Genomic DNA, 25,817 nt, shown 5'->3' on the forward strand with positions numbered 1-25,817 from the left:
GGAGCGGCGGGGTCAGGGAAGGTCGCGGTGGCGGCCCATCCGGGTGGAGAAGAGGTAGAGCGGGGGCAGGAGGGCGGCCGTGCACACGGTCCACAGGGCCGCGTGGGTGCCGGCGCAGGTGGCGAGGAGGCCGGCGGTGAGCGCGCCGAGCGGCAGCGCGCCCCAGGAGACGAAGCGGACCGTGGCCATCACGCGGGACAGCAGCTGCGGGGGCGACTGGGTCTGCCGGTAGGTGCGGGTGGTGATCGAGCCGATGACGGTGCCGAAGGCGAAGCCGGCGTTGCCCAGGGCGAACCAGTACGCGTCTGCGGCCGAGGTGGTCAGCGGGGCGAGCAGGAGCAGTGCGCCGCCGGCCAGGTCGGCCAGGATGATGCCCCGGGCGGTGCCCAGGCGGGTGGTCACCCGGACCGCGACGGCGGCGCCGGCGAGCGCGCCGACTCCGTCCATGGCGAGGACGAGGCCGAGTTGGACGGGATCGAGGCCGGCCTCGCGGACCAGGTAGAGGGGGGTGAGGGCGACGAGGGCGGCGTTGACGAAGTTGGCGGCGGTCGCCCACATCATGCAGGGCCGCATGACGGGGTGCCCGGTGACGTACCGCCAGCCCTCGCGCATCAGCTGGAGCGCGTTCTCGCCGGTGTGGGGTGCCGGGCGGCTCTCCGGGAGGGTGCGCAGGAGCACCGCGGAGGCCAGGTAGCTGGCGGCGTCCACGACGAGGGCGCCGACCGGGCCGGTCGCGCCGATCAGGACGCCGCCCAGGGAGGGGCCGCCGGTGTCGGTGACGGCGTGCGTGCCGGACATGACGCTGTTGCGGGCGGCCAGCTGCCGGGCCGGGACGACGGCGGGCAGGAAGGTGGAGTTGCCGATGTCGAACAGTACGGTCGCCGCGCCGGTGACGAGCGCCGCGAGCAGCAGGTGCGGATAGGTGAGGGTGCCGAGCCACCAGGCCAGGGGCAGGGATCCGAGCGCCGCGAACCGTAGGAGGTCGAGCGCGACTTGGAGCCGGCGCAGGGGTACGCGCTGCGCGACGACGCCTGCCGGGAGGCTGAGCAGCAGCCAGGAGACCTGTCCGGCGGCGGCCAGCAGGGCGACTTCGAAGGCGGTGGCGTCGAGGACGGTGAGGGCGACGAGGGGCAGGGCGAGGGCGGTGACGGCGGTGCCCGCGCCGCTGGCGGCGGCCGCGGCCCAAAAGCGCCAGAAGACGCCCGGCGGCGAGGTCTCCCGCTCGTCGTCGTGTCGGTCGTGCTCCGGGACCGTTCGTGTTCCGCTCATACGGCGCCCACCCCCTGGGACTCGTCAGTCTCTTTTCGGAACTCACTTCTTCCGGGTGAGTTTCTATCGGGAACCGACCTGATGGCGCAAGATGGACCCGATGAGCGGCCGCCGCGCGCGCAGAAGTGGAGACGCTGTGATGAGGTCGGTGCCCGAGCGGGACGCCGCCTGCGCGATCGCGCAGGCGGCGGCGGTGGTCGGCGACTGGTGGAGCCTGCTCCTGGTCCGGGAGACCGCGCGCGGGCACCACCGGTTCGACGCGCTCCAGGAGGAGCTGGGCATCTCCCGCAAGGTGCTCACCGAGCGCCTGGCGCACCTGGTGGCGGCGGGGGTCCTTGAGAAGGTCCCGTACCAGGACAGGCCGGTGCGGCACGAGTACCGGCTGACCGAGAGCGGCCGGGGGCTGCTGCCGGTGCTGCTGTCGATGCAGGACTGGGCGGACCGCTGGGTCTTCGGCGACGGCTCGCTCAGCGGCACCGCCGGCGAGGCGAGCGCGGAGGCGCGGCGGGTCGCGGGCCTGACGGGCGAGCGGGTGCCGCGCCTGGAGCTGCCGGGCCACCGGGACGGCGCGCCGGTGGACCCGGTGGCCGGCGGGGTGGCCACCGTCCTGTTCTGCTATCCGGCGACCGGGGCTCCCGGCCCCCTGCCGGAGGGCTGGTCGCACATCCCCGGCGCCATCGGCTGCACGCTGGAGAACCGGCTCTTCCGGGACGCGTACGAGGACTTCCGCGCGGCGGGCGCGCAGGTGCACGGCGTCAGCACCCAACGCCCGGATGAACAGCGGGTGTTCGCGGTCGAGGAGGGCCTTCCCTTCGTTCTTCTCTCGGACGTCGACCTGCGCCTGGCCGCCGCCCTGCGGCTGCCCACCTTCCGTGCCGGGCAGCTGCTGCGGCTGAAGCGGGCCGTGCTGGTGGTGGACCGCGACCGCGTGGTGCGGCACGCGCGTTTCCCGGTGACGGACATCCCGGCAGCGGTCGGCGAGGCACTGACGGAGGTACGGCGCCTGGCGGCGCAGGACTGACGCCCCGGCCGCATCGAGGCTCCCGCGCCCCGCCCCCGGCAGAGCCGTCCGGCCCTCCCGTCGCCCGCTCGGCAAAAGACCCTGGGGTCGTAGCTCGTTCGACGGGAAGGGGAGGCGTGCGCTCCGGTGAGCGCAAGGGGGCGGCGCGCGAGGGCGGGCCCGGGACCGGCGGCCCTTTCGGCACTGACTGTTCCTCAGGTCATCGCGTGGGACCGGTCCGAGGCCTCAGAAGGGGGCCATGGCGCTCGGGCCGAAAGCGGCGGAGCGGTGCGTGGCATGCCGTGGCGTGAGAAGGGTTTCAGGACACCTGGCGTCCTTGAAGCCGGTCATGCTGGAGGACATGACGACCGACCTTCCCGCCCGCATGCTCCGCCTGCTCTCCCTGCTGCAGACCCGCCGCGAGTGGTCCGGCGTCGAGCTCGCCGGGCGGCTCGGTGTCACCACCCGCACCATCCGCCGCGACATCGACCGGCTGCGCGAGCTGGAATACCCCGTCGAAGGCACCACCGGGCACGCCGGCGGCTACCGGCTCGCCGCCGGGGCCGCGATGCCGCCGCTGATCCTCGACGACGAGGAGGCCACGGCCACCGCCGTCGCCCTGCGCACCGCCGCCGGCCAGCTGGCCGGCATGGAGGAGACGACCCTGCGGGCCCTGGCCAAACTCGAGCAGGTCCTGCCCACCCGCCTTCGCGCCAAGGTCGCCGCCCTGCAGCAGGCGACCAGCAGCATCGAGTGGGAGCGCCGCGGACCTCGCACCGACGCCGCCACCCTCGCCGCGCTGGCTGCCGCGTGCCGCGACCGGGAAACCGTCACCTTCGACTACACCACCCGCACCGGCACCGTCGCGGAGCGCAGGGTCGACCCCCGGCAGCTGGTCGCCTCCGGCGGCCTGTGGTACCTCCTCGCACACGATCACGCCCGCGACGACTGGCGCATCTACCGCCTCGACCGCATCACCGCGCTCGCCCCCACCCGCCGCCGCTTCACCCCCCGCCCCGTGCCCGGCGGGGACCCCGCCGCGTATGTCGCCTCGAAGATCGCCGCTGCGCCGGTGCGCTACCGCGCCGTCGCGACCGTGCGCGAACCCGCCGACGCGCTCCGGGCCCGCACCCGCGCCCTCGCCACCCGCGTGCGGGAAGCCGACCAGAACACCTGCACCGTCGACTGCTCCGGGGACCGCCTGACCACCATCGCCCAGATCCTCGCCGGCCTGGACGCCGACTACACCCTCGATGCCGACGAGGCGGTCCGCGACCACCTGCGGACAGCCGCCCGCCGCACCCTCGAAGCCACCGCCTGAACCGGCGGTGCCTGCGAGGGCGCGGGGCCCGGTTGCGGCGACCTGCCCCCGCCGCTCGCAGACCACCCGGGCACCGCCGTCCCAGCTTGTAGGACACGACGTGTCCTAAAGGAGGCCTAATGTCTTTTTTGTAGCCATTACGTCCTTGTTGTGGGCGTCTCCCTCTCTCCTGGAGCATCACTGTGAAGATCGCGATTCTCGGTACCGGCGCGGGCGCACGTCAGCACGCGGCCCGCCTGTCCGCCCTCGGCCACCAGGTCGTCGTCGGCACCCGCGACCCCGAGGCCACCCTCGCGCGGACCGAACCGGACATGATGGGCACCGAGCCCTTCGCCGCCTTCCACGCCGCCCACCCCGAGCTGACCCTGGCCACCTTCGCGGAAGCCGCCGAGGCGGGTGAGCTCGTCATCAACGGCATCGACGGCGCCAACGCCGTCGCCGCCCTGGCCGCCCTGCCCGCCGCGGCGCTCGCGGGGAAGGTCCTGATCGACTACGCGGTCCCCTACGTCTACCAGCAGCCCGGCGACCCGGAGCACTCCTGGCCCACCCCCTGGGGCGAGATGCCGCGCCTGGACCCCGTCGACACCGACAGCCTCGCCGAACAGATCCAGCGCGCCCTGCCCGACACCAAGGTCGTCAAGACCTTCGTCACCCAGGAGCAGGAGACCGTCGTCAACCCCGCCGAGTTCGGCGGCGGCGAGCACACCATGTTCCTCGCAGGCGACCACGACGACGCCAAGGCCGCCGCCTGCGAGATCCTGACCGCGTACGGCTGGAAGGACATCGCCGACCTCGGACCCCTGGCCGCGGCCCGCGGCATGGAGATGTACGCCCACTTCCACACCGCCCTCGGCCTCGCCCTCGGCAGCCGCTTCGGCGTCAGAATCGTCCGCTGACCCTCCCCCCGGGGAGAGGCGACCCGGCGCCGTCACCCCGGCACCAGGGACAGACCCGCCGGTGTCCGGCCGGCGCAGGCCGGGTGCGGAGCGGTCCGGAACTCCCCGGTGAGCGGCCGGAGTTCGCCACGGCGTGGTCATGCGCTACGAGGGGTCGTGGCGGTGGCCCCGGGGAGCGGCGCGGGCGCGGGGGGCGCCAGCGCGAGGGGCGTGCCGTGCCCGCCCCGGCGGCCGGGGCCGGCCGCGCCGCAGGTCATCCACCGCTCCGCGTGCGGGCCTGCCTCGCCGGGCGGACGGCCGCCGCGCGCCTGCCGCCGTCCGCTCCGGGCCGATGGACCCGTTCGGTGCCGCTCATGAACGCCGCGCGGCGGACGGGCCGACGTGAACGGCCAGGCCCCGGGGAGCCGTTCCCGGTGGAGCGGTGCCCGCCTGGCCGCGGGCGGCCGGGCGACGCGTGCCGTGGGGCGGCGCGCACGGGGCCGGCGTGGCCGTGGGCCACGGAGGGTGAATCCGCCACGTCTGAGCTGCGGTCACGCGGGTAGGCGGGGAGAACCGCCGCCCTGTCGACGTATGGAGTGCGAGGACCTACGGCCCCGTACCCCCGCCGCATGAGGAGATCCCGCCATGAGCCCCACCCCGGTCCTGCCCCTCCCCCGCCGGTCGGTGCGCGCAGCCGCCGGTGCGTCCGTCGCTCTGCCGTCTTCGGCGCTCGACGCGATGCTGGACGCCGCCTACGAGACGCACCGCCGTTTCCGGCACGGCGCTTTCGCCGAGCCCTGCCCGACCTGCCACGTCCCGGCGGGCGAGCTCTGCCTGGCGCGCCGCAGTGTGCACGCCGCCCGCCGGATGGCGCACCGGGTGCGGGTGGCGCAGGCCGGGCCGGCTCCCCTTGCGGCCGCGGCGGCCCGCTGACGGGACGGGCGGGCGGGCGGCATCGGCGTCCTGCGCCGGCGGGCCCGGGCCCGCCGGGCACGGGCCGCAAGAACCGCCGGGCGGGCAGGGGGCCGTGTGACGGCCGGTGGACCCCGCCCAATGACGGCCGGTGGACCCGCCCCCGTTGATTACCTTACGGGTCGACCCGTAAGGTAAATGGATGAGTTCCTCTCCGCCCTCCCGGGGGCGTCCCAGGGATCCCCGCTCACACCAGGCGATCATCGCCGCGACGGCAGAGCTGGTGGTCGAGGCCGGCTACGCCGCGACCTCGATCGGGGCGGTGGCCGCGCGGGCCGGTGTCGGCAAGGACACGATCTACCGGCGGTGGCCGGGCAAGCCGGAGTTGGTCTTCGAGGCCGTCTTCACCACCACCGACGAAGCCCCGCCCCCGGACACCGGAACGCTGGCCGGGGACCTGACCGTGCTGCTGCAGAGCCTGGTCGACGAGTTCCGCGCGCCCGCCGCCGCGGCGGCACTGCCGGGACTGCTCGCCGACTTCGCCGCCGATGCGGAACTGAAGGCCCGCATCCGCGGCGACTTCCTGGCCCCCTCCAAGCAACGGCTGCTGGTCGTCTTCGAGCGCGCGGTGCTGCGCGGGGAGATCGCCGCCGACACGCCCGTGGACCTGATCCTGGACACCCTGGCAGGCGCCGTGTTCTTCCACGTGGGGCTCGTCGGGGAGCGCCCCGGCCCGCGGCTGGCCGCGCTGCTGGCCGGCGTGGTGGCCAAAGGGATCGAGGTCCGGTGAACGGCTGGCTCCTCGCGGCGGGGATCACCGCGCTCGGCGTGGCCGCCGTACACATCGCCGGCGGACACCGCGATGTGGTGCGCCCGCTGCTGGCCTGCGGCCTCACCGACGAACCCAAGCGTGTCCTGCACGCCGTGTGGCACATGGTGAGCGGCGACCTGGTGCTCTGCGGACTCGCTCTGCTCCACCTCTCCCTGGCGGGCGGTGGGCCGGGGACCGGGCTGGTGGCGTGGTTCGTGGCCGCGCACTTCCTCGTGTACGCGGCAGTCTTCCTGGTCGTCACCCTGTCCGTCGGCTGGCCCCGGCCGCTGCTCCGACTCCCCCAGTGGATCCTGCTCCTGCCGGTCGCGGTACTGGCAGCGGCGGGCGCCGGGTAGCCGCCCGCCCGCAGAGCTCCCGGCCCCACGCTCCCCGGATTGTGGGGACATGCCGTCGGACGGCACGTCCCCACGGCGCAGATCCTGCGAGCCGTCCGGGCCGCCGCCGAGGGCCCGCACGGCAACCGCGGCCGGCCCGTGCGGGGGTGAGCGTCCGGGCGGCCACCCCTGCGCGGGCGGGGTGGCAGGTGGCTCGGCCGGGGAGTCCGGGCCCGGGTTCCCTACGGCAGGCGGGGGCGCCGCCGGCCGCTCACTTTTCCCGTGCCGTACCCGCCGGTGCGCGCCCGCGCTGCCGCTCCCGCGGCGGGCGACGACCTCGCGGCGGTTTCGCCCGGCGCCGAGTCCGAGGACGCGACGCCCGGGCCGCGGGGAGGGCGGCGGTGTTCAGCGGACGACGTCGAACACGTTCTTCTGCATTCCGTTGGCGTATGCCTCGTGCTCGACCAGCTTCAGCTTCTGGGCGTCCTTGTCGGTGGCGCTGAACAGGCGCTTGCCCGCGCCGAGCAGGAGCGGGAAGACGAGGAGGTGGTAGCGGTCGATCAGGCCGGCGTCCGAAAGAGCCCGGTTCAGTGCGGCGCTGCCGTGGACGATGATCGGGCCGCCCTCGGTCTCCTTCAGGGCGGCGACCTCCTCCAGGGAGCGCAGGATCGTCGTCTCGCCCCAGTTCGGGACGAGGTCGCCCTCGGTGAGGGTGGTGGACACGACGTACTTCGGCATCGTCTTGTAGTCGGCGAAGTCCGCCATGGCGGGCCACACCGGGCTGAACGCCTCGTAGCTGGTCCGGCCCAGCAGCATCGCCGTGGCTTCCTTCTGCTCGCGGCCCTTGATCTCGTAGGCCTCGGCAAGGAACTCCATGTCCTTGAAGGTCCAGCCGGAGTTGCGGTAGCCGGGCTCGCCGCCCGGGGCCTCCACGACGCCGTCGAGCGAGATGAAGGCCGTGCTGATCAGGGTACGCATCTGGGGTTCCTCGGTGTCTCGTAGCCGGTTCTCAGCGGTCGGATCGGCGGCAGGCCGCGGCCGCGGTCGCGGCTGCGGCGCATCGCCACATGATCAATGACTACGGATCATGAAGGAACTCATCGGTCGGTGCCCGGTCTTTTCCGGCGGCCGCTCTCGACGAACGGGACCCGCCGGCTCCAAAGGCGCGCACCACCGGAGGTGCGGGGCCGCGGCCCCGCACCTCCGGTTGGCCCGCTACATGCGGTGGCGGGCGAAGAAGGTTCCCACCCGGCGCCGTACCGCGGCCCGTGCCGCCGCCGGGTCGCCGGTGCCGACGAGCGCGGCACGTGCCGCCGCCGTCACCAGGCCGGCGGCCTGGAGTTGCGGGACGAGCGAGCCGTAGTCGGTGAACGACCAGTGGTTCGCGCCGGTGAGCAGCACGCGGCGGCCGGGCAGGTCCGCCCAGGAGGACGCGATGCGGGCGGCGCCCTCGAATCCGTCGGTGCGCAACAGCAGCAGCGGCCGGTCGAAGCCGGCCGGTGGCGGGTACAGGTCGAGATAGCCCTCCAGGTTCGCCACCGCGCCGACCCGGCGGTCGCCACCGGCCGCGTACACCGCCGCCGTGCCGCCCGCGGAGTGCCCGTACAGCCCGATCCGGCGGCAGTCCATGACCGGGGCGAGCGGAAGGCCGCCGAGCCGGTCCAGGACCAGGCGGAGGTCCGCGGTCCGGGTGTCCACCATCGTGCGGAAGGTGGCCGGGTCCGGCGGTCCGAGCAGGACGGTGTGCCGTATCCCGGTCGGCAGCTCCACCTGGGAGGCGTCGCCGGGATGGTCGACGAGGACGACCACCCGGCCGTGGCTCGCCAGGTCCTCGGCAAGACTGGTGCCGAGCGTGCGGAAGTCGCCGCCGCCCGGCGAGTACACCAGGACCGGCCGCCGGCCCGGCAGCGGCGGCGCGCCCGCGTAGCCGTGGGTGCGCACAGCGCCCCAGTCCACCGCTCCCGGCCGAGGCAGCCCGGGGCGGACGAGGGGCGCGTACCCGGCGAACTCCTCGGCCTCGGCCGGGGTGAGCTGGGGCGCGCGGCGGTGGCCGCGTACCGAGCGGGCCGGATAGAGGACGCTCAGCATCAGCTCCCGTACGCCGCCGGCCCAGGGGTCGGTACGGGCCGGGTCCGTCAGATGGACCGTGCGCACGCCCACGGGGTACGGGCCGGTGGGCGCGGGCAGCCGGAGAAGCGGACCGGCGCCGGAGACGGAAGCGGAAGCGGAGGCGGCTGTGGCTGTGGCTGTGGCGGCTGTGGGCAGCAGGGCGGCGGCACTCCCCCATAGGGTGCCTTTCAGAAGAACGCGTCGGGATGTCATAGGGACATCGTCGGGACGGGGCCGGGGCGGCGCGAAGGTTTCAGGCCTGGCCGAAAGGCCGGACGGGGACGAGGAGTTGTGCGGGTGTTGCGGGTCCACTTCACCGCCGATGACCTCGCCCGGATCCGCTTCGCGCCCCGCCCCGTGCCGCTGCAGGAGCTGCACGCCGCCCTGACGACAGCCGTGACCCGGCACGGCGGGCCCCTGTTCGCGCCGTGGCGCGGCCGGATCCTGCGCTCCCTGCCGGCCTGCGCCGGCCCGCTCGCCGATCTGGTTCCCGAAGGCCGCCCGCCCTCCTTCCTCGATGTCCTCGGTGACACCATGGCCGACGGTTTCGAACAGCTCCGCGCGGCCGGCCCCGCTCTGGTCCGCCGCGAACTGGAGCGGGTCTACGGGGCGGGGAGCGCGCCCCGCTGGATCCGCGGCCTGCACGCGGGTGACGAGACGGCCTGGCGGACCCTGCGCCGCGCCCAGCAGGGCGCGTACGAGACGGTCCTCGCCCCGGTCTGGTCCGTCGTGCAGGACCTGCACCGCGAGGAGTTCACCCGCTACGCCCTGACCGTCGCCGAGCAGGGCACGGCCGCGGCGCTGACCGCGCTGGCCCCGGGCAGCCGGTTCCACCAAGGGGTGTGGGAATGGCCCGGCCGGGGACCGGCCCAAGATGTCCGGCTCGACGGGCGCGGCCTGATGGTGCTGCCGACCTTCCACCACCCGGCGGGTCCCCTGCTCCAGGACACACCGGGCCGCCCCGCGGTCGTGACCTATCCGGCCGGGCCCGGGGCCCCGCCCACCGCCGAGTGCCCGGCCGTCTCCGCCGAGGCCCTGGCCGCCGTCCTGGGCCGCACCCGCCTCGACGCCCTGCGCCTTCTGGCCGAGCCCCACACCACGACGTCCCTGGCCCGCGCCCTCCAGGTCAGCAACGCGACGGCCTCGTCCCACGCGGCGGCGCTCCGATCGGCGGGGATGGTGACGACAGCGCGCACGGGCCGCTCGGTCACCCACCGGCGCACCGCCCTGGGCACGCTGGTCGCGGGCGGCCGGCTGCCGTAGGCCGCCCCTCGGAGGGGCGTGCCACGCGGTCGGGGCGCCGGGCGGCGCGCGGGCCGCCGGCGAACGCCGGGTCCCGGCCGGCCCTGGAGGTGGCCGTGCCCCAGCCCGGCTGGGCGGTGCCCTGATGGACCGCGCCGCTCGGACCCCGGAGGTGGCCGTGCCCCAGCCCGGCGGGCCGGTGCCCTGATGGACCGCGCCGCCCTGACCCTGGAGGTGTCCGTGTCCCAGCCCGGCGGGGCGGTGCCCGTCGCGGCCGGCCCTGGAGGTGTCCGTGTCCCAGCCCGGCGGGGCGGTGCCCTGATGGACCGCGCCGCTCGGGCCGCGGACCATACTGGTCGAGCCCTGATCACCCACTGGACGGTTCCATGGCCAAGAACAGCTCTTCATCGACCGCTGTCCCCGACACCGTGTGGCTCGGGCGGGGGCGTCACCTCGGGCCCGAGGCCGAACGGGACGTCCGGCGCAACCTGCTCGCCCTCGAGGCGGCCGGGGTGATCGACGGCTTTTTGGATCTCGATCCGGTCGAGGCGGCCCGCTCGAGCGATCTGTTCCCCCGGGACGCGTCCGCCGACCCCGGGCCCTTCGCCCGCCGGCTTTTCGAGGCGCGCTGGCGGGTGGCCGGCGGTGTCACCGTGCGCGCTCAACTGACCACGTACGAGCCGGAGTCCCGCCGCGGTGAGGGCGAGGGCGTCTTGTGGGTGCTCGCCGCCGAGGCGGAGCGGGCGTGGGAAGCGCAATGGCCCTCACCCGCGACCGTGTTCTGGCCCGACAGTGACCAGGTCGCCTGGGATCACGAGCGGGTGCCGGGCGTGCGGCTGCGCCGGACGAACCACCTGCCCAAGGACGACGGCGAGATGCGGCGCCTGGTGCGCGAGTGCGCCCGGCGGAGCTGGTCCATCCATGTCGTGGTGCACGAGGCGATGACACCGGACGCGCGGGGGCGGCAGCCGGTCACGGCGTTCCTGCCGCCGAGTCTGCGGCACCGGGTGGTCGAGCACCGGGCCACGCCGGAGCAGGCGCTGACCGCCGGGTTCGCGCTGACGCGTGAGCTGGGTGTGGGGCTGCCGCGCGGCGGGGCCGTCGTCCTGCCCACGGCGCCGCGGATGCCGGGCTACGACGCGGAGCGCTTCACCGTGCGCGATGTCTTCCTGGACGGCACGCAGCCGACCGAACTCCTGGAGAAGATCACGGAGTTCGCCGCCCTGCCGCGGCCGCTGCCGGCCGGCGCCGAAGAGGTCCTGACACGACTGCGCCAGGGCTGGCACCTGCTCACCCCCGACGAGGAGCTCGTCCACGCACGGGCCATGGTCACCAGCTACGCCAGGGCGCTGGAAGGCATGACGGCCTCCTGTGACCTGTACCGGGAAGCGGCCGAGTCGGCGCTCGCCGCGCTCGCCGAGGCGACCGGCGGCAACGGCGCGGCCCGGGTGCCCGCGCCGGCCGCGGCCGGGCAGGACACCTCGCCGCTGAAAACCCTCACGAAGACGCTCGCCCTCTTCCGCCGGCCGAACCGGTAGAGGGCCGAAAGGCCTGCGACAGGCCTTGGCGGGCCGGCGAGGGACCGGGCCGGCGGCTCCGCCAGCCCGCGGCGCCGCCCGGGCTGCCCGCCCGGGCTGCCCGCGCGGGCTGGCCGCGCGGGCTGGCCGCGCGGTCGAGGCCGCGCTTGATCGCGCGGCGGGTCGTGCGCCGCGCCCTGGCCGGTGGCCGGGACAATGCCGGTCATGGCACCCGAAACAGGCACTGCCGAAGGGGCGGCGGGGGCGCGTCTGGTCCTGTCGGCCCTGGCGGCCGGGCAGTTCCTGATGGCGCTCGACAGCTCTGTCATGAACGTCTCCATCGCCACGGTGGCCGAGGACGTCGGCACGACGGTCGCAGGAATTCAGGGGGCCATCACGGCCTACACCCTGGTGATGGCGATGCTCATGATCCCCGGCGGCAAGGTCGGGGCGCTGATCGGCCGCAAGCGCGCGTTCATGATCGGCTGTGTCGTCTACGGGTGCGGTTCCCTGACCACCGCTGTGGCCCCCAACCTTCCCGTGCTGCTGATCGGCTGGGCGTTGCTGGAGGGGATCGGGGCCGCGCTGATCCTGCCGGCGATCGTGGCGCTGGTGGCGGGCAACTTCCCCGCGGAGCGCCGTCCCGCCGCCTACGGGCTGGTCGCCGCGGCCGGGGCGGTGGCGATCGCGGCCGGCCCGCTCATCGGCGGTGTCGCGACCACGTACTTCTCCTGGCGGTGGGTGTTCGCGGGAGAGGTCCTGGTCGTCCTGGGCATCCTCCTCCTCGCCCGTCCGATCGCCGACACGGCGGGCGGGGAACGGCCGCGCCTCGACCTCGCCGGTACGGTGCTGTCCGCCCTGGGGCTGGGGAGCTTCGTCTACGGTGTGCTCCGCTCGGGCGAGTGGGGCTGGTTCCAGCCCAAGCCCGGCGCGCCCGCGCTGCTCGGGGTCTGCCTGACCGTGTGGCTGATGCTGCTGGGCATCGGACTCACCTGGCTTTTCCTGCGCTGGGAGGCCCGCCTCGTCCGGCAGCGCAGGGAGCCCCTCCTGGACCCCGCGATGCTGCGGAACAGGCAGCTGACCGGTGGCCTGACGATGTTCTTCTTCCAGTACCTCGTCCAGATGGGCGTGTTCTTCGTCGTCCCCCTCTACCTCTCCGTCGCCCTGGGCCTGTCCGCGCTCGCCACCGGTGCCCGCCTGCTGCCGCTCTCGGTGACCCTGCTCGCCGCCGCCGTCCTCATCCCGCGTTTGTTCCCCCGCGTCTCGCCCCGGCGCGTGGTACGGATCGGGATCACCGCGCTGCTCGTCGGTGCGGTGAGCCTGATGGCCGCTCTCGACGCGGGCGCCGGCGCGGAAGTGGTCACGGTTCCCCTGCTCCTGATCGGGCTCGGGATGGGCGCGCTCGCCTCCCAGCTGGGTTCGGTCACCGTCTCGGCGGTGCCGCAGGACAAGAGCGCGGAAGTCGGCGGCGTCCAGAACGCCGTCACCAACCTCGGCGCCTCGATCGGTACCGCACTGGCCGGATCGATCCTGATCGCCTCGCTCACGTCGTCCTTCCTGGCGAGCGTGGAGCGCAATCCGGCGGTTCCGGCCAGTGTGAAGAGCCGGGCGGCCGTGGAACTCCAAAGCGGCGTGCCCTTCCTCTCCGACGCCCAGCTGCGCAGTGCCCTGGCCGAAGCGGGCACCGGGGAACAGCTGACGCAGGACGCGCTGGAGGCGAACGCCGCCGCCCGGCTCGACGGGCTGCGCGCCGCACTCGCCATCCTCGCTCTCGCCGCGCTCCTCGCCCTGTTCTTCACCCACCGCATCCCCACGGCCCAGCCCGGCTCGGCCGGGCCGTGACCCGCCGCGGAAACCCCGGGGGCGCCTGAGGGCCAGGCGCCGCCCGGCCGGGAGCCCGCGGCGCGAAGGCGGAAGCGGCGGCGGGGCCGGACACCGGCAGCCCCCAGGGGCGGCGACCCGGCCCGGAGGGTGCCCCGCCCCGGTGTGCGGTGACCGGGCCCGGTGGTGCGGCGACCCGCCCCGGAGGGGCGGTGACCCGCCCCGGAGGCGCGGTGACCGGGCCCGGTCGGGGTCGTTGTCCCGGCATGAACAAGATCCTTTCCCTCGCGGCCCTCACCCTCCTCGCCGCGAGCACGGCCGGCCTCGCCCACGCCGCCCCCGGGCCCGGCGCCGCGGAACTCGTCCTGAGCGTCAGCGCAGCCGACGCAGGCCGGACCGAGGCAGTACGCCTCTCCTGCCCGGCCGGGCCGGGCACCGGCCACGTCGAGCGGGCGAGGGCGTGCGCCGACCTCGCGGAGGCCGGCGGGGACTTCGACGCGCTCCACGCCCTGCCCCGGCCCGCCGGCACCCCTGCCTGCGTCGCGGGCAACGACCCCGTCGTCGCCACCGCGACGGGCACCTACCAGGGGCGGCCCGTCGACTGGACGCGGTCCTACGCCCACACCTGCGCCCTGCAGGCCGACACCGCGAGCCTGTTCCTCTTCTGACCGGCCCGGCCCGGCCCGGACCGGGCCAGGACGGTCACCGCATCACCGCAGGCCGCTGCGGGGCCTTCCGCGGCCGGCGACGTACGGCGTGCACCGGGGGGCGGGCGGCCGCACGGCCGGTGCGGCAGACCCCGCCCTGTCCCGGGCGGTCCCGTCGCCGGCCCTCACCGGGAGCAGCCCGGGATGGTGCGGGCAGCGCGCCGGGCGGGGCGGGCCGGCCCGCGGATGCGTAAGGGGGCGGGTGACGCGACCCTGAGGGTATGACTGATCCACTCGTCCCCCCGGAGGAGACGCCTCCGGCCGAAGGCTCGACTGCCGAGGCGCACGAGGAGCGTGCGGACGGCGGTCTGTGGGAGCATCCGGGCTTCTGGATGTGGCTGATCATCGCCGGCGCGGTCCTGGTCGCCGCCTTCTTCGTCGTCCGCATGATCGCTCTGTAAACCACGGCGGTGCCCCGGCCGGCGGTACCGGCCTGCTCTGCGCGCGCCGGGTGCTGCCGCGGGCCGGCCCCGAACGTGCCCCCGAGAGGGGGGCCGGGCTCCGGCCGGGGCGGCCCTCCGGCGCGGGCGGCCCGAAAAAAGTACCTGCCGGGGCACTTCGGCGCGCTGTGCGGTTCTCCTCGGTGCCTCCCGGCGGCGGCTCCTGGTCGTGCTCTGGCGGGAGTGACCCGGCGGCCTGGCAGGCGAGCGGCTCGTACGCGTACGGCAACAAAACGCCGGCGAGGACTGCCCGCTGCCGGCAATGACGTCGGCGGCGCACGGCGGCAAGGATGGGCGAACCGATCAGGCGCCGGCCTCACCGCCGTATCCGTCTGTCCACCCCGTCGCCTGCCGTTTCGCGGCGGGCCGGTCGTGCGCCGGCTCTTTCCCGAAGCCCCTTCAGCCGACACCCTCCAGGAAGGTTCCCCTGATGAGACCGACCCGCGCTGCCCTGACCGCAGCGGCCCTCGTCCTGACGCCGGTGCTCCTGCTCGCCGCGCCCGCCTCCGCGGCCGCCGACGGCCCGGCCGCCGGCGGCCCCGGCGCCGGGGTGACGGCGGTAGCGCGCACGGGCGGCCCGGACACGCCGGTGGGCGAGATGTCCGACGACGACGTCCGTGTCGCGATCCTGCGGATCATCGGCGACCCGGCCACCGGCCGGTCCGTCCGCGACCGCGCCCAGGCGGCCATGGACGGCACCGCCGAGGACCGGCGGTACTTCCTGCAGACGGGCCGGTGGGCGGCGAAGGAGATCGACGACCGTGTCGAGGTCTTCCGCATCCTGGCGGCCGCGGGAAGCAACGGCGACAGGGCGGTCGTCCGCGAGGCCACCAAGGCGCTCCAGGCGGGTACCGCTCAGGCGCTGCGCGGGTTCCTGGAGAGCGGGCACCGCCTTGCCCGGGCCGAGGACGACGCGGTCGCCCTCTTCCGGCTGCTCGCCGATCCCGCCCTTGCGCCCGCGCTGCGCGCCGAGGCGGAGCAGGCCCTGGAGGAGGGCACGCCCGAGGCGTTGCGCTCTTTCTGGGAACGCCGCCGGTAGCAGGGGTGGTTCGTCTGGCCGGCCCCGGGCGCCGGGAGCGGGGGCACCCGCCCGCCGGAGCCGCCCCCGGCCGTGCCCCGGCCGGTCGCGGCTCGGCCGGTCGCGGCTGCGGTGGCGGCTCGGCCGGTGGCGGCTTCGGTGGCGGCTCCGGTGGCGGGCGGGTGCCTGTGGCGGTTCGCTCCCCCGCGGGTGCTGCCCGCCGCCCGGCCCGGCCCGCGGCCGGCGCTCTGTGCCCGGCCGGGCGGCCTGCCCGGCGCGGCCCGGGCGGCCCGGGGGCGGCGGGCGGGCGTGTCTCGGTGGCCGGAACGGGGGGCGTGTGGGGGCATCCGGGGGACAGTGTGCCCGGCAGGGGGATCACTGGTGGCGGGGCGCGGCGCGCGCTCTTAGCTTCGGCCCATGACCAAACGAAAGATCGCCTACGCGGCGTTCGCCCTGTCCCTGTCCGCCACCGCCGTCGGTGCCGGCGCCCCCGTGGCGGCCGGCCACACCGTGCACTGGGTGAAACCCGGTGAGTCGGTCCAAAAGGCCGTGGACGCGGCCCGGCCGGGGGACACCGTGATGCTGGCTCCCGGCACCTACCGGGAGAGCGTCAGTATCACCACCTCGAACCTGACCCTGCGGGGTTCGGGTGCCCGTTCCACCGTCCTGGTGCCGGCCGAGGCACCCGGCACCCATGTGTGCGGCAAGGCCGGGCACGGCATCTGTGTGACGGGGACCGAGGGCCGGCCCGTCGGGCAGGTCACCCTGCGCTCGCTGACCCTGCGGGGTTTCGCCAAGAACGGTCTGTGGGCGACGCGGACCGAGGGCCTGCGGGTGCAGCGGGTGAGCGCGGAGAAGAACGGGCAGTGGGGCCTGGCCCAAGAGCGTTCGGTGCGCGCCGAGTTCAGTGACAACGCCGCCCGGGACAACGGCGACGCCGGGATCTTCGTCGCCAACACCATCGACCGGGAGAAGGGCGCGGACGACGCCGAGGGGACGGTGATCAGCCGTAACGTGCTGTCCGGCAACCGGATCGGCATCACGGTGCGGCGCCTGAGGCACCTGAGCGTCGACCGTAACGAGGCGACCGGGAACTGCGCGGGGGTGTTCGTCGTCGGTGACGAGGTCCTTCCGCGGGCCGGGGAGATGAGCGTGAGCCGCAACCACATCCGGGCCAACAACAAGCACTGCCCGGCCACCCCCCGGCTGTCGTTCCTGCAGGGTTCGGGCATCGTCCTGACCGGCGCGGAGAAGACGCAGGTGACACGGAACAGGATCGTGGACAACGTCGGTACCTCGCCGATGTCGGGCGGGATCGTGCTGTACAAGAGCTTCGTCGGGGCTCTCAACGAGCACAACGAGATCCGCGACAACGTCGTGCTGCGCAACGGCACGGCCGATCTGGCCAACCGTGACACCGGGAAGGGCAACACCTTCGGCGGCAACAGGTGCGCGGTCTCGGAGCCTGCCGGCATGTGCTGACCCTCCCCGGCCACCCTCCTCGGCACGACAGCAAAGGCTAGGCAACGGATGACGACTGTTGATCCCTCTCCCCCGCCGCCCATGCGGCTGAGGGAGCTCGTTTTCGGGGCGGCGTGCGCTGCCGCGGTCCGTGCGGCCGCCCGCCTGGGTGTGGCGGACGCCCTGACGCAGACGCCGATGGCCGTGGAGGATCTGGCCGCGGCGCTCAAGACCCAGCCGCAGACGCTGCGCAGGCTGCTGCGGGCCCTGGCCTGCCAGGGGGTGTTCACCGAGCTGGCCGACGGCACCTTCGCGCACACGGAGATGTCCCGGCTGCTGCGGGAGGACGATCCGCACAGTCTGCGGTACATCGCGCTGTGGTGCACCGAGCCGTGGACGTGGGACGTGTGGCCGAAGCTGGACGAGGCGGTGCGCTCGGGCCGCAGCGTGTTCGAGGAGGTGTACGGCAAGGAGTTCTTCACCCATCTCCACCAGGACACTCCCGAGTCGGCGCACGTGTTCAACCGGGCGATGACGACCTCGAGCAGGCAGTCCGCGCAGGACGTCGCCGCCCTGCTGGACCTGGAGGGGGTGTCGTCGGTCGCGGACATCGGGGGCGGGCAGGGGCACGTTCTGGCGAGTCTGCTGGAGAAGCATCCCTCGGTGCGCGGGACGCTGCTGGATCTGCCGATGGTGGTGGAGAACGCCGATCCGCGGCTGCGGGAGGGCGGGGCGCTGGCCGGCCGGGTGCGGATCGAGCCCGGGGACTGCCGGCAGGGCATCGAGGTCCAGGCCGATGTGTACATCCTGAAGAACATCCTGGAGTGGGACGACGACAGCACCCGCCGGGCGCTGGCCAACGTCCGCAAGGCGGCCCGGCCCGGTGCGCGGGTCGTGGTCATCGAGAACCTCGTCGACGACACCGCCTCGATGGCGTTCACCACCGCGATGGACCTGCTGCTGCTGCTCAATGTCGGGGGTGCGAAGCACACCCGCAGCAGTATGTGCGAGCGGCTGGGCGAGGCGGGGCTCGTGGTCGGGCAGATCCGGCCGGTGAACGCCTACCTCCACGCCTTCGAGTGCACCGCGCCCGGCTGATCACGCGCGGCCGGGCACACGAAAAAAGAGGGACACCGGGCGGCACAACCTGTGAGGCCGCCGTCTCCGCGTCGGTGCGGAGGCGGCGGCCTCACGAGTTGTGCCGGGGGCTCCCCGCCGGCGAAGGGGGCCGGTCAGGGGCGCAGGTCGCGCTCCCAGCGGTAGAAGCAGTGCGCCATGGCGTCCTTGGGGCTGCGCCAGGTCTGCGGGTCGTAGGCGCTGACGTAGGCCGACAGCTGCTCGCTGGTGCTGCGGAACTCGGGGTGCCCGGTCAGCTTCGCGATGGCGGGGGCCGGGTCTTTCTCCGCTTCGATGAGGTGCAGGTACACGTCGCCGAACTGGAAGAGGCTGCGCCGGGAGACCCCGACCAGATGCGGGAGTTCGCCGCGGTCGGAGGCGGCGAACACGTCGGCGATCGCCGGTGCCGAGCCCGGGGCCATGCGGGCGACGATCAGAGCGTGGTGCATCGGTTTCCTTTCTGCGGTGTGCTGCGTGCCTGCGGCTCAGCCGGGCATGACCGGTGCGTGCGGGCGCTGGCGGGCGGCCTGTTCGATACGGTCGCGGATGAGGGCCATCTGGGTGGCGGAGTTGCGGTTGATGCGCTCGGTCATGCCGGCGTCGTCGACGGGCGCGTCGGGCTTCATGGCGAAGTCCTGGATCCAGCGCATCCGGATGCCCGCGGGCTGTTCGGCGTACTCCCAGCGGATGTTCATGTGGTCGAAGGGCCCGGTCTCGACGCGGTGGGCGCGCACGGTGCGGGTGGCGCGGTCCACGGTGCGCTGTGACACCCAGCTCCACACCTTCCCCGACTCGTCGGGGTGCATGGTCAGGCGGAACGTCGTGGTGTCGCCCTCGCGGGCCAGGACGTCGACGGAGGCGTACTCGGTGAACAGCCGGGGCCAGTTGTCGATGTCGTTGGTCATGTCCCATACGAGGTCGAGGGGGGCGTCGATGGTGATGCTGTTGTCGGTGTGGCCGGGCATGGTCAGACTCCGGTCTTCAGGGTGCTGTTGACGAGGGTGAGGAAGTCGGCCGGCGTCTTGCTGCGCTCGGCGTCGGGCGGCAGCGCCACGCCGTGGCGGTTCTCCAGCTCGCCGACGATGCCCAGCAGGCCCAGCGAGTCGACGCCCAGGGTGCTGAAGGGGGTGTCGGGGGTGTTCTGCAGCACGCTCGGGTCGACGGTGACGCCGGCCGACTGCTTCATCAGCGTGGCCAGTTCGCCGAAGGTGAGTTCGGTGATGCTCATGGTGTGCTCCTTTGCGTCCGGTTTTTCAGCGGGCGGGTTCGTCCGCGCGGCGTACCACCAGCGCCGCGTTGGATCCCATGAGTCCTCTGCTGAGGACCAGGGCGGTGCGCAGCTCGGCGGGCCGGGCGCGGGTGGTGACGAGGTCGAGGTCGTGGCAGATGTCGAAGACGTTGGGGGTGGGGGGGATCAGGCCGTGTTCCATGGCCAGGACGGCTGCCGCGGTGTCCAGGACGGGCGCGCCGCAGTAGGCGCGGCCGGTGCCGGTCTTGGGGGCGGTGACGGGGACGCGGGCGGCGTGGGGGCCCAGGGCGTCGGCCAGGGCCAGGGCTTCGGCGCGGTCGGCGGCCGGGACGCCCAGGGCGTCGGCGAAGACGACGTCGATCTCGTGCGGGTGGCAGTCCGCTTCCTGCAGGGCTGCGGTGATGGCCCGGGCGAGGCCTTCGCGGGATTCTTCCCAGCGGGAGGCGCCGGTGAAGGTGGCGGCGTGTCCGGCCAGGACGGCGCGGATGTCCGCTCCGCGTTCCAGGGCGCCTTGTTCGTCCTCGACGACGAACATCGCTCCGCCTTCGGCGGGTACGAAGCCGCAGGCGGCGGTGGTGAAGGGCCGGTAGGCGCAGTCGGGGTCCTCGGCGGTGCTCAGTTCGCGGTAGCCGAGCTGGCAGACCATGGAGTAGGGGGCGAGGGGGGCTTCGGCCGCTCCGACGACGACGGCGGCGGCGCCGGTGGTGCGCCGTACGGTGCGGGCGGCGTGGGCCAGGGCGTCCAGGCCGCCGGCTTCGTCGCTGGCGACGACTCCGCAGGGTCCTTTGAAGCCGCCGCGGATGGAGATCTGGCCGGTGCTGGCGGCGTAGAACCAGGCGATGGACTGGTAGGGGCCGACGTAGGTGGATCCCTGGCCCCACAGTTTCTGCAGTTCTCGCTGGCCGAATTCGCCGCCTCCTGAGCCGGCGGCGGTGACGACGCCGATGGAGAAGGGGTCGTGGGGGTCGGTGGTGTTCAGGCCGGCGTCGTCCAGGGCGAGGGAGGCGGCGGCCATGGCGTAGTGGCTGAACCGGTCGGTCTGGACGAGGAAGCGTTCTTCGATGAGGTCGGCGGCGTCGAAGCCGCGGACCTCGCCGGCGACCTTCAGGGGCAGGTGCGCGCATCCCTCGCGGGTGATCCGGTCCAGGACGGTGAGGCCTTCGCGGATCGACTTCCAGTACGCGTCGGTGCGTAGTCCGTTGGGGGCGATGACGCCGATTCCGGTGACGGCCGCCCGCCGTGGGCGTTTCGTACTCATCGTGTCGTGCCTCCCGGTCGGGTCAGGAGCACCGCGGACTGGAAGCCGCCGAAGCCGCTGCCGACGGAGAGCACGTTGTTCAGCTTCCGTGGGCGGGCGGTGCGCGGGACGTAGTCCAGGTCGCACTCGGGGTCGGGGGTCTCGTAGTTCGCGGTGGGGGGGACCACCTGGTGGCGCAGGGCGAGGACGCAGGCGGCGACCTCGATGGCGCCGATCGCGCCGAGGGAGTGGCCCACCATGGATTTGATGGAGCTCATGGGGGTGCGGTAGGCGTGGGCGCCGAGGGATTTTTTGACGGCGGCTGTCTCGTGCCGGTCGTTTTGGCGGGTGCCCGAGCCGTGCGCGTTGACGTAGTCGATGGCGGTGGCGTCGAGCCTGGCCTGGGTGAGGGTGTCGTCGATGGCGCGGGCCATCTCCAGGCCTTCGCCGGTCAGGCCGGTCATGTGGTAGGCGTTGCCGTAGGTGGCGTAGCCGCCGATCTCGCAGTACACGTGGGCGCCGCGGGCGCGGGCGTGGTGGTATTCCTCCAGGACCAGGACGGCGGCGCCTTCGCCCATGACGAAGCCGTTGCGGTTGTCGTCGAAGGGCCGGGAGGCGTGGGCGGGGTCGTCGTTGTCGGGGGAGGTCGCTTTGATGGCGTCGAAGCAGGCCATGGTGATCGGCGATATGGGCGAGTCCGACGCGCCGGCTATGCAGATGTCCGCCCGGCCGTCCTGGATGGTGTGGAAGGCGTAGCCGACGGCGTCGAGTCCGGAGGTGCAGCCGGTGGAGACGGTCTGGACGGGGCCGCGGGCGTGGAAGCGTTCGGCGACGAGTGAGGCGAGGGTGCTGGGTGAGAACGCGCGGTGCAGGTGCGGCCGGGCCGCGTGGTGGTCGACGTCCCAGCGCCGGCCGGTGTCGCTGACCAGGACGTAGTCGTGTTCCAGGCGGGTGGTGCCGCCGACGGCGGTGCCCATGGAGACGGCCGTGCGCCAGGGGTTTGAAGCTTCGGGGTCCCATCCGCTGTCGTGTACGGCTTCGGCGGCGGCGACCGCGGCGAACTGGATGTACCGGTCGCTGTGGGCGATCAGGTCCGCGTCGAGTCCGTGGGCGGTGGGGTCGAAGTCGCATTCGGCGGCGATGCGCGAGCGCAGGCCGGCCGGGTCGAACAGGGTGATCCCGCGGGTCGCGGTGCGCCCGGCGGACAGCAGGTCCCAAAACGCGCGGGTTCCGCTGCCGCCGGGGGCGATGACACCTATGCCGGTGACCGCCACACGCCGGGTCACTCGACGGCCCCGCTTGTCTCGGGGGCCCGGCCGGTGTCGTGGACGGACAGGTGCGGGCCGGTGGCGGCGAGCCCGGGGGCGCGGCCGGTGTCGTCGGCGGCTTCGGTGTCGACGTGGCCGAGTTCGGGGCGGGGGGCGAGCGGGCCGAGGTGGAAGACCATGCGGGCTTCGGTGGAGCCGGTGTTGCGGAAGCGGTGGCGCATGTCGATGGGGATCAGCAGGCCCTGGTCGGGGCGCAGGGTGTGGCTCTCGCCGTCCAGGTCCACTTCCAGCTCGCCGGCGACGACGTAGACGAACTCCTCGGAGTAGGGGTGGTAGTGCTCTGCGATGCGCTCGCCGGGCTGGACGATGGCCAGGCCCATGAAGCCGCTGGTGGAGCCGACCGTGGCCGGCGTGAGCATGGCTCGCAGGTCACCTCCGCGCCTGTGGTTGGGCTGGGTGTCGGTCAGGCTCACGATGCGGGGCCGCTGCTTGAGCATGGTGGTTCCTCCGGGGGTGGGGCGTGGCGGGCCGGGGCGGCGCGGGGGCCTTGACGGGTCGGTCAGGGGGCCGCGGTGCGGTCGGTGACGGGCTGCATCTCGGCGTGCGACAGGAGCCGGTTGAGGGTGCGTTCGTCCGTAAGGGAGCCCTCGGCGCCGATCGCGGGGCCGTCCAGCAGGCTTTGAAGGCGGTCATCGGCCACCGGGCCGCCCGGGGCGGTGGGGGTGAGGCCGAGGGAGGCCACAGGGTCGAGGTCGAGGTCGCCGGTGATGTCGATGAGGCGGACCACGATGTCGTCGCGCTGGAAGACGGTGCTGCTGTGGACCGGGTGGTCGGGGGCGGCCGCGGCGCGTTGGTCCTGCTCGGCCAGGAGCCGGGCGAGTTCCAGTCCGCGGCCCGGCCGGGCCGGGTAGTACAGGGCGTGGCGGCGCAGCTTGTCGGGCGCCGGCCGGCTGGAGACGACGTGGTGGACGGCCGGGAGCGCGGCGCGGGTGAAGAACAGGCGGGCCGATTCGGGGTCGCTCAGGTCCCGGTCCTGCTCGAGGTAGGGGTTGATGGCTTCCTCGACCGCGCGTACCTCGGGCTGGCGGGCGACGTGACGCAGGGCGGTCAGCAGGTCGCCTTCGACCTCGACGGCCCGCACGACACGGTTGCCGTGCATGAACAGCGAGGTGCGGCGCAGGCGGGTGGTCTCGTCCACGCGGGCCTGGGGCGACTGGTAGGCGGACAGGAGCTCGGCGACCTTCGATTCGCTGCCCGGTTTGACGGTGAAGGTCAGGGCGTGGCGGACCACTCCCTCGCCGACGCGGGGGGCGAGGTGCCCGGCGGCGGGCGCCACACCGGCGTCATGGGCGTCGGGCGCGGCGGGTGCGGCGGGTGCGGTCCCGGACGGGCCGGTTTCGCGCAGGATGCTGTAGCGCATCGAGCGGGTGTCGCGCACGCAGCTGTGCATGGGTTTGACGGTTTCGACGTGTTCTTCGCTGTTGACCCAGGCGAGGAACGGCGGGGCGCTTTCCCATTCGCTGGTGATGAGCCACTGCGAGGGGTTCTCGATGGACTGGCACAGCTGGTCGCTGACGTGGCCGGGGACGGAGGCGACCTGTCTGCGCATGATGTCGTAGGCCTGAAGGAACTGTTCCTGGGCTCCCTCGTACAGGTCGAGCAGCAGGATCACCCGCAGTCGCGAGCCGTCGAATGCCGACTGTGATACGCGCCCCGCAGGAGTCATCGGGCGCACCTCGTCTCTTCGTCAAAGGGGGGGGATGGCGGAAACGGCGGAACACGGCGGCCGCGGGCGAGAGCGCACCGGGGCGCCGTGTGCCGATCGTTGAGCGGGGCGGGGGGCTTCGCCAGCCTGGTGAGGCGGACGAGTGAACTGCGCGGCAACCGGGTGTCCGGGGTACGGGAGCGGGGACGGGGGCGGGCAGGCATGGGCTTGCCATCCCCGATCGCGCGTCGCTGCTGAGCTGGAGGCAGGCAATGAACCGATGTGAACCGACGGCCGGCGAGATCGGGCACCGCACTCCGGTGTTGATCGTCGGCGGCTCTCTGGTGGGCTTGTCGGCCTCGCTGTTCCTGGGGCGTCTGGGGGTGGCGCACACGCTGGTCGAGCGTCATGCCGGGACCTCGATCCATCCGCGCGGGCGCGGTAACAACGTGCGCACGATGGAGCTGTTCCGCGGGGCGGGGGCGGGAGAGCGGATCCGTCAGGCGGCCTCGGTGCTGTCGGGCAACAACGGGATCCTGCAGGTGCCGAGCCTGGCCGGCGGCCGCGATGAGGGCGAGTGGCTGTTCAGGGAGATCGACCCCGGCGGGGGGCTGGCGCGTTTCAGCCCCGCCCAGTGGTGTCTGTGCAGCCAGAACAATCTGGAGCCGGTGCTGCGCCACAGTGCGCTCGAGCTGGGCGGGGATCTGCGGTTCGCCACGGAGCTGATGTCCTTCGAACAGGACTCCGAGGGGGTGACCGCACAGGTCAAGAGCCGTGAGAGCGGTGAGCATCTGACGATCCGCGCGGACTATCTGGTGGCCGCGGACGGGCCGCGCAGCCCCGTCCGCGAGCGTCTGGGCATCGCGCAGAGCGGCCCGGGCGACCTGTTTCACAACGTGAGCATCACCTTCGTCTCACGTTCCCTGGCCGACGTCGTCGGTGACCGGCGTTTCATCGTGTGCTACCTGACCGACCCGCAGGCCGACGGGGCGCTGCTGCCGGTCGACAACACCGAACGCTGGGTGTTCCACGCGCCGTGGCACCCCGAGCGCGGCGAGACGCTGGAGGAGTTCACCGACGAGCGGTGCGTGGCACATATCCGGCGGGCGGTGGGCGTGGCCGACCTCGATGTGGAGATCACCGGCAAAGCACCGTGGCATGCCGCCCAGCGGGTCGCCGAACAGTACGCGCAGGGGCGGGTGTTCCTGGTGGGGGACGCGGCCCACGAGATGCCGCCGACCGGCGCGTTCGGGTCCAACACCGGCATCCAGGATGCCCACAACCTCGCCTGGAAACTGGCCGCGGTCCTGCAGGGCTGGGCCGCGCCCGCACTGCTGGCGTCCTACGGCACCGAACGGCGGCCGGTCGCCGAGGCGACGAGCAACCGCGCCTCGGCACGCTCGGCCGAGCACAGCCACCCCGGCTACGCCCCGGGCGTGGAGGCGGGCGGCCCTCCGGGACGCAAGGGCGGGATCCTCAACGTGGTCCTGGGCTACCGCTACCCCCACGGCGCGGTCCTGGGCGCCGACCCCGAACAGCCCGTCGTGCCCGACAGGCTGCACCTGACAGGCGAGCCCGGAACGCGGGCGCCTCACCTGTGGCTGCAGCGCGGCACCGAACGCCTCTCCACCCTGGACCTGTACGAACGGACGCTGGTGCTGCTGTGCGGGGCCGGCGACCCGGGCGGATGGCACACGGCGGCCGCGAACGTCGCCGAAGACCTGGCGGTGCCGCTGGCCGCCTACCGCATCGGCACCAGCAACGACGGTGGCGGTGGCGGTGAGGAGGGGGCCGACCTGGCGCCGTCGGACGGGCAGGACTGGGCCCAGGCCCACGGCGTCACCGAAAGCGGAGCCATCCTGGTACGCCCCGACGGGTTCGTCGCCTGGCGCTGTCCGCAGGCAGCCGAGGACCCCGGGGCGCAGCTGCGGGCCGCGGTGGGAGAAATTTTGGGACGGGAGTAACCGAAGGGCGGGAGCTCCCGGAGGGAGCGGGGGCCGGGCGGGAGCGGGGCCCGGAGGGAGCGGGGCCCGGGCGGGAGCGGGGCCCGGAGGGAGCGGGGCCCGGGCGGGAGCGGGGCCGTGGCCGCCGGAAGGGAGCGGCCGTCAGGCAGGAGCAGCCGTCGGACGGACGTAGCCGTCGGACGGGAGTGGTCCCCCGGGCAGGAGCGATCCCGGGTGGGAACGGGCCCCACAGGGCAGTTGCCGCCGGGCGGGAACGGCCCCGGACGGGAGCAGCCGTCGACGGCAGCGGCCCCCGGACGGAAGTGGCAGAGACCGCATATGAGGGCACGTTGCTAGGTGCCCGGTTGCTTGGTGCCCGGTTGCTCGGCGCTTGGTGCCTGTTGCTTGGATTGATGCCCCCTGCTTGGTGCTCGTTGCTTATCGCCTCGTCCTCAGCGCGC

25 protein-coding genes are annotated in these 25,817 nt (G+C 73.9%); 15 read left to right on the forward strand and 10 right to left on the reverse strand.

Annotation, left to right across the window (positions count from 1 at the left end; translation table 11 throughout):
• Positions 1 to 12: 12 nt before the first annotated feature.
• Positions 13 to 1,269 (reverse strand): MFS transporter, encoded by a 1,257-nt coding sequence (locus ACZ6RC_RS28010; RefSeq protein ID WP_469588249.1) that lies wholly within the window; start codon positions 1,267 to 1,269, stop codon positions 13 to 15.
• A 139-nt stretch (positions 1,270 to 1,408) separates the two neighbouring features.
• Between ACZ6RC_RS28010 and ACZ6RC_RS28015 the strand changes: the two genes are divergently transcribed.
• The 6 genes from ACZ6RC_RS28015 to ACZ6RC_RS28040 all read left to right on the forward strand — a co-directional run bounded on the left by ACZ6RC_RS28015 (position 1,409) and on the right by ACZ6RC_RS28040 (position 6,544).
• Positions 1,409 to 2,290, forward strand: a complete 882-nt coding sequence (locus ACZ6RC_RS28015; RefSeq protein WP_469588252.1) for a winged helix-turn-helix transcriptional regulator — start codon at positions 1,409 to 1,411, stop codon at positions 2,288 to 2,290.
• A gap of 340 nt (positions 2,291 to 2,630) precedes the next feature.
• Positions 2,631 to 3,590 carry a helix-turn-helix transcriptional regulator gene (locus ACZ6RC_RS28020; protein WP_469588254.1) on the forward strand — a complete coding sequence of 320 codons (960 nt, stop codon included), beginning with the start codon at positions 2,631 to 2,633 and terminating at the stop codon, positions 3,588 to 3,590.
• 182 nt (positions 3,591 to 3,772) lie between these two features.
• On the forward strand, positions 3,773 to 4,486 hold the full coding sequence (locus ACZ6RC_RS28025) for an NADPH-dependent F420 reductase (protein WP_469588256.1): 714 nt from the start codon (positions 3,773 to 3,775) through the stop codon (positions 4,484 to 4,486).
• 624 nt (positions 4,487 to 5,110) lie between these two features.
• Positions 5,111 to 5,398: a hypothetical protein gene (locus ACZ6RC_RS28030; protein ID WP_469588259.1), complete on the forward strand. Its 288-nt coding sequence runs from the start codon at positions 5,111 to 5,113 to the stop codon at positions 5,396 to 5,398.
• A gap of 181 nt (positions 5,399 to 5,579) precedes the next feature.
• Complete coding sequence (locus ACZ6RC_RS28035; protein WP_453619818.1) at positions 5,580 to 6,167, forward strand: TetR/AcrR family transcriptional regulator; 588 nt, start codon at positions 5,580 to 5,582, stop codon at positions 6,165 to 6,167.
• The gene (locus ACZ6RC_RS28040; RefSeq protein ID WP_453619817.1) at positions 6,164 to 6,544 is read left to right on the forward strand and encodes a hypothetical protein; all 381 of its coding nucleotides are present in this window, start codon (positions 6,164 to 6,166) and stop codon (positions 6,542 to 6,544) included. Before ACZ6RC_RS28035 ends, ACZ6RC_RS28040 begins: the two co-directional genes overlap by 4 nt.
• A gap of 384 nt (positions 6,545 to 6,928) precedes the next feature.
• Here ACZ6RC_RS28040 and ACZ6RC_RS28045 read toward each other — a convergent pair whose 3' ends face one another.
• Both ACZ6RC_RS28045 and ACZ6RC_RS28050 read right to left on the reverse strand, forming a co-directional pair.
• A complete protein-coding gene (locus tag ACZ6RC_RS28045; protein ID WP_469588263.1) occupies positions 6,929 to 7,501 on the reverse strand; it encodes a dihydrofolate reductase family protein in 573 nt (190 codons plus the stop codon).
• A 237-nt stretch (positions 7,502 to 7,738) separates the two neighbouring features.
• Positions 7,739 to 8,845 carry an alpha/beta hydrolase family protein gene (locus ACZ6RC_RS28050; protein ID WP_469588266.1) on the reverse strand — a complete coding sequence of 369 codons (1,107 nt, stop codon included), beginning with the start codon at positions 8,843 to 8,845 and terminating at the stop codon, positions 7,739 to 7,741.
• Positions 8,846 to 8,929: 84 nt separating this feature from the next.
• On the opposite strand from ACZ6RC_RS28050, the gene ACZ6RC_RS28055 reads away from it, so the two are divergent.
• The 8 genes from ACZ6RC_RS28055 (at position 8,930) to ACZ6RC_RS28090 (ending at position 17,936) form a co-directional block, all read left to right on the forward strand.
• Entirely contained in the window at positions 8,930 to 9,895 is a 966-nt protein-coding gene (locus ACZ6RC_RS28055; RefSeq protein ID WP_469588271.1) for an ArsR/SmtB family transcription factor, read from the forward strand.
• 365 nt (positions 9,896 to 10,260) lie between these two features.
• On the forward strand, positions 10,261 to 11,412 hold the full coding sequence (locus ACZ6RC_RS28060) for a hypothetical protein (protein WP_453620165.1): 1,152 nt from the start codon (positions 10,261 to 10,263) through the stop codon (positions 11,410 to 11,412).
• A 204-nt stretch (positions 11,413 to 11,616) separates the two neighbouring features.
• Entirely contained in the window at positions 11,617 to 13,233 is a 1,617-nt protein-coding gene (locus ACZ6RC_RS28065; RefSeq protein WP_469588275.1) for an MFS transporter, read from the forward strand.
• A 245-nt stretch (positions 13,234 to 13,478) separates the two neighbouring features.
• Positions 13,479 to 13,880 (forward strand): SSI family serine proteinase inhibitor, encoded by a 402-nt coding sequence (locus ACZ6RC_RS28070; protein ID WP_469588278.1) that lies wholly within the window; start codon positions 13,479 to 13,481, stop codon positions 13,878 to 13,880.
• 260 nt (positions 13,881 to 14,140) lie between these two features.
• On the forward strand, positions 14,141 to 14,320 hold the full coding sequence (locus ACZ6RC_RS28075; RefSeq protein WP_391146615.1) for a DUF6480 family protein: 180 nt from the start codon (positions 14,141 to 14,143) through the stop codon (positions 14,318 to 14,320).
• Between the two features lie 469 nt (positions 14,321 to 14,789).
• On the forward strand, positions 14,790 to 15,398 hold the full coding sequence (locus ACZ6RC_RS28080; protein WP_469588281.1) for an ALF repeat-containing protein: 609 nt from the start codon (positions 14,790 to 14,792) through the stop codon (positions 15,396 to 15,398).
• A 396-nt stretch (positions 15,399 to 15,794) separates the two neighbouring features.
• Positions 15,795 to 16,859 (forward strand): right-handed parallel beta-helix repeat-containing protein, encoded by a 1,065-nt coding sequence (locus tag ACZ6RC_RS28085; RefSeq protein WP_469588283.1) that lies wholly within the window; start codon positions 15,795 to 15,797, stop codon positions 16,857 to 16,859.
• Between the two features lie 48 nt (positions 16,860 to 16,907).
• On the forward strand, positions 16,908 to 17,936 hold the full coding sequence (locus tag ACZ6RC_RS28090; RefSeq protein ID WP_469588286.1) for a methyltransferase: 1,029 nt from the start codon (positions 16,908 to 16,910) through the stop codon (positions 17,934 to 17,936).
• Positions 17,937 to 18,070: 134 nt separating this feature from the next.
• Here the strand turns inward: ACZ6RC_RS28090 and ACZ6RC_RS28095 are convergent, their stop codons facing one another.
• From ACZ6RC_RS28095 to ACZ6RC_RS28125, 7 genes are all read right to left on the reverse strand, one after another.
• Positions 18,071 to 18,403, reverse strand: a complete 333-nt coding sequence (locus ACZ6RC_RS28095) for a TcmI family type II polyketide cyclase (RefSeq protein ID WP_469588289.1) — start codon at positions 18,401 to 18,403, stop codon at positions 18,071 to 18,073.
• Positions 18,404 to 18,439: 36 nt separating this feature from the next.
• Positions 18,440 to 18,919 carry an SRPBCC family protein gene (locus ACZ6RC_RS28100; protein WP_391146625.1) on the reverse strand — a complete coding sequence of 160 codons (480 nt, stop codon included), beginning with the start codon at positions 18,917 to 18,919 and terminating at the stop codon, positions 18,440 to 18,442.
• Positions 18,920 to 18,921: 2 nt separating this feature from the next.
• Entirely contained in the window at positions 18,922 to 19,182 is a 261-nt protein-coding gene (locus tag ACZ6RC_RS28105; protein WP_391146627.1) for an acyl carrier protein, read from the reverse strand.
• A gap of 25 nt (positions 19,183 to 19,207) precedes the next feature.
• Positions 19,208 to 20,461 (reverse strand): beta-ketoacyl synthase N-terminal-like domain-containing protein, encoded by a 1,254-nt coding sequence (locus ACZ6RC_RS28110; RefSeq protein ID WP_391146629.1) that lies wholly within the window; start codon positions 20,459 to 20,461, stop codon positions 19,208 to 19,210.
• Positions 20,458 to 21,726, reverse strand: coding sequence for a beta-ketoacyl-[acyl-carrier-protein] synthase family protein (locus ACZ6RC_RS28115; protein ID WP_469588297.1), 1,269 nt, complete (start codon positions 21,724 to 21,726; stop codon positions 20,458 to 20,460). Before ACZ6RC_RS28115 ends, ACZ6RC_RS28110 begins: the two co-directional genes overlap by 4 nt.
• Positions 21,723 to 22,205: a cupin domain-containing protein gene (locus ACZ6RC_RS28120; RefSeq protein WP_391146635.1), complete on the reverse strand. Its 483-nt coding sequence runs from the start codon at positions 22,203 to 22,205 to the stop codon at positions 21,723 to 21,725. The genes ACZ6RC_RS28115 and ACZ6RC_RS28120 overlap by 4 nt, the downstream gene beginning before the upstream one ends.
• Before the next feature lie 62 nt (positions 22,206 to 22,267).
• Positions 22,268 to 23,434 (reverse strand): SchA/CurD-like domain-containing protein, encoded by a 1,167-nt coding sequence (locus tag ACZ6RC_RS28125; protein WP_469588299.1) that lies wholly within the window; start codon positions 23,432 to 23,434, stop codon positions 22,268 to 22,270.
• 251 nt (positions 23,435 to 23,685) lie between these two features.
• Here ACZ6RC_RS28125 and ACZ6RC_RS28130 point away from each other — a divergent pair, with 251 nt between their 5' ends.
• On the forward strand, positions 23,686 to 25,377 hold the full coding sequence (locus ACZ6RC_RS28130) for an FAD-dependent oxidoreductase (RefSeq protein WP_469588302.1): 1,692 nt from the start codon (positions 23,686 to 23,688) through the stop codon (positions 25,375 to 25,377).
• Positions 25,378 to 25,817: the final 440 nt, after the last annotated feature.

This window comes from Streptomyces sp. NPDC048353 (genome assembly GCF_055587165.1).

What these genes read in the sequence shown, in the direction of transcription:
- ACZ6RC_RS28015 (WP_469588252.1), top strand. Translation starts at nt 1,409, where the DNA reads ATGAGGTCGGTGCCCGAGCGGGACGCCGCCTGCGCGATCGCGCAGGCG.
- ACZ6RC_RS28010 (WP_469588249.1), bottom strand. Translation starts at nt 1,269, where the DNA reads ATGAGCGGAACACGAACGGTCCCGGAGCACGACCGACACGACGACGAG.
- ACZ6RC_RS28120 (WP_391146635.1), bottom strand. Translation starts at nt 22,205, where the DNA reads ATGCTCAAGCAGCGGCCCCGCATCGTGAGCCTGACCGACACCCAGCCC.
- ACZ6RC_RS28085 (WP_469588283.1), top strand. Translation starts at nt 15,795, where the DNA reads ATGACCAAACGAAAGATCGCCTACGCGGCGTTCGCCCTGTCCCTGTCC.
- ACZ6RC_RS28030 (WP_469588259.1), top strand. Translation starts at nt 5,111, where the DNA reads ATGAGCCCCACCCCGGTCCTGCCCCTCCCCCGCCGGTCGGTGCGCGCA.
- ACZ6RC_RS28090 (WP_469588286.1), top strand. Translation starts at nt 16,908, where the DNA reads ATGACGACTGTTGATCCCTCTCCCCCGCCGCCCATGCGGCTGAGGGAG.
- ACZ6RC_RS28075 (WP_391146615.1), top strand. Translation starts at nt 14,141, where the DNA reads ATGACTGATCCACTCGTCCCCCCGGAGGAGACGCCTCCGGCCGAAGGC.
- ACZ6RC_RS28070 (WP_469588278.1), top strand. Translation starts at nt 13,479, where the DNA reads ATGAACAAGATCCTTTCCCTCGCGGCCCTCACCCTCCTCGCCGCGAGC.
- ACZ6RC_RS28045 (WP_469588263.1), bottom strand. Translation starts at nt 7,501, where the DNA reads ATGCGTACCCTGATCAGCACGGCCTTCATCTCGCTCGACGGCGTCGTG.
- ACZ6RC_RS28105 (WP_391146627.1), bottom strand. Translation starts at nt 19,182, where the DNA reads ATGAGCATCACCGAACTCACCTTCGGCGAACTGGCCACGCTGATGAAG.
- ACZ6RC_RS28100 (WP_391146625.1), bottom strand. Translation starts at nt 18,919, where the DNA reads ATGCCCGGCCACACCGACAACAGCATCACCATCGACGCCCCCCTCGAC.
- ACZ6RC_RS28125 (WP_469588299.1), bottom strand. Translation starts at nt 23,434, where the DNA reads ATGACTCCTGCGGGGCGCGTATCACAGTCGGCATTCGACGGCTCGCGA.
- ACZ6RC_RS28065 (WP_469588275.1), top strand. Translation starts at nt 11,617, where the DNA reads ATGGCACCCGAAACAGGCACTGCCGAAGGGGCGGCGGGGGCGCGTCTG.
- ACZ6RC_RS28080 (WP_469588281.1), top strand. Translation starts at nt 14,790, where the DNA reads ATGAGACCGACCCGCGCTGCCCTGACCGCAGCGGCCCTCGTCCTGACG.
- ACZ6RC_RS28060 (WP_453620165.1), top strand. Translation starts at nt 10,261, where the DNA reads ATGGCCAAGAACAGCTCTTCATCGACCGCTGTCCCCGACACCGTGTGG.
- ACZ6RC_RS28050 (WP_469588266.1), bottom strand. Translation starts at nt 8,845, where the DNA reads ATGACATCCCGACGCGTTCTTCTGAAAGGCACCCTATGGGGGAGTGCC.
- ACZ6RC_RS28020 (WP_469588254.1), top strand. Translation starts at nt 2,631, where the DNA reads ATGACGACCGACCTTCCCGCCCGCATGCTCCGCCTGCTCTCCCTGCTG.
- ACZ6RC_RS28035 (WP_453619818.1), top strand. Translation starts at nt 5,580, where the DNA reads ATGAGTTCCTCTCCGCCCTCCCGGGGGCGTCCCAGGGATCCCCGCTCA.
- ACZ6RC_RS28130 (WP_469588302.1), top strand. Translation starts at nt 23,686, where the DNA reads ATGAACCGATGTGAACCGACGGCCGGCGAGATCGGGCACCGCACTCCG.
- ACZ6RC_RS28110 (WP_391146629.1), bottom strand. Translation starts at nt 20,461, where the DNA reads ATGAGTACGAAACGCCCACGGCGGGCGGCCGTCACCGGAATCGGCGTC.
- ACZ6RC_RS28095 (WP_469588289.1), bottom strand. Translation starts at nt 18,403, where the DNA reads ATGCACCACGCTCTGATCGTCGCCCGCATGGCCCCGGGCTCGGCACCG.